General features: G+C 52.8%; 1 protein-coding gene. It reads right to left on the bottom strand.

Features of this window, described 5'->3' with window-relative positions:
• Window positions 1–157 precede the first annotated feature (157 nt).
• Entirely contained in the window at window positions 158–448 is a 291-nt protein-coding gene (locus HMPREF2726_RS01110; RefSeq protein ID WP_009313167.1) for a ComEA family DNA-binding protein, read from the bottom strand.
• Window positions 449–722 lie beyond the last annotated feature (274 nt).

The following is a 722-nucleotide window of genomic DNA, read 5'->3' as shown; positions in this document are numbered from 1 at the left end:
ATGCATCCTGATCTGACGGCCGAATGAAGCGGGACAGGCATGTCAGCCTTACCCGCCCGACACGAAGGCCGTCCGACTCCGGACTGGATTCGGACGGCCTTTTCATCACCGGGTTTGCATCTGCGCACATTCCCTATTCGGGCGGGCGCACTCGGGTTTATTTTTTAGCGGCGGGGGTGGCGGCTTTGTTTTGAGCGGCCGGGGCGACGGTTGCCTCCGCCTTCAGTTTGGAGAAGATACCCTCACCGATACCTTTGACGTTTTTCAACTCCTCGACCGATTTGAAGGCACCATGTTGTTGACGGTAGTCCACGATGGCTTTGGCTTTGGCAGGGCCGATACCGGGCAGGGCTTCCAACTCGGACGGGGAAGCGGTATTGATGTTGACGGCGGCCAGCGACAGCGAAGCGGTCAGCAGGGAGAGGGCGGCAAAGAGGAATTTTTTCATAAGAAGATACTCCATAGTTTGTGAATGCGGATGATGCCTGTGTGTGCGGCACCGTAAAATAGTTGGCTATCATATCCGTCTTACCGTTTCCGTTCAAACGATACCTGAAGATTTCTTAGTTTACTATCTCTTTATGTATTGATTCTGCAACATCCCTATTCTACCCGCACCCTCCCTATCCGTCACATTTACCTGCTGCGCTATCGTCGCATCCACCCATCTCCATTCGTGAGTATAGTTGATTAAATTTAAATCAGGACAAGGCAACGAAGCC

The organism is Neisseria sp. HMSC074B07 (assembly GCF_001810355.1).
Lineage (GTDB): Bacteria > Pseudomonadota > Gammaproteobacteria > Burkholderiales > Neisseriaceae > Neisseria.
This window is presented reverse-complemented; position numbering and strand designations above follow the sequence as displayed.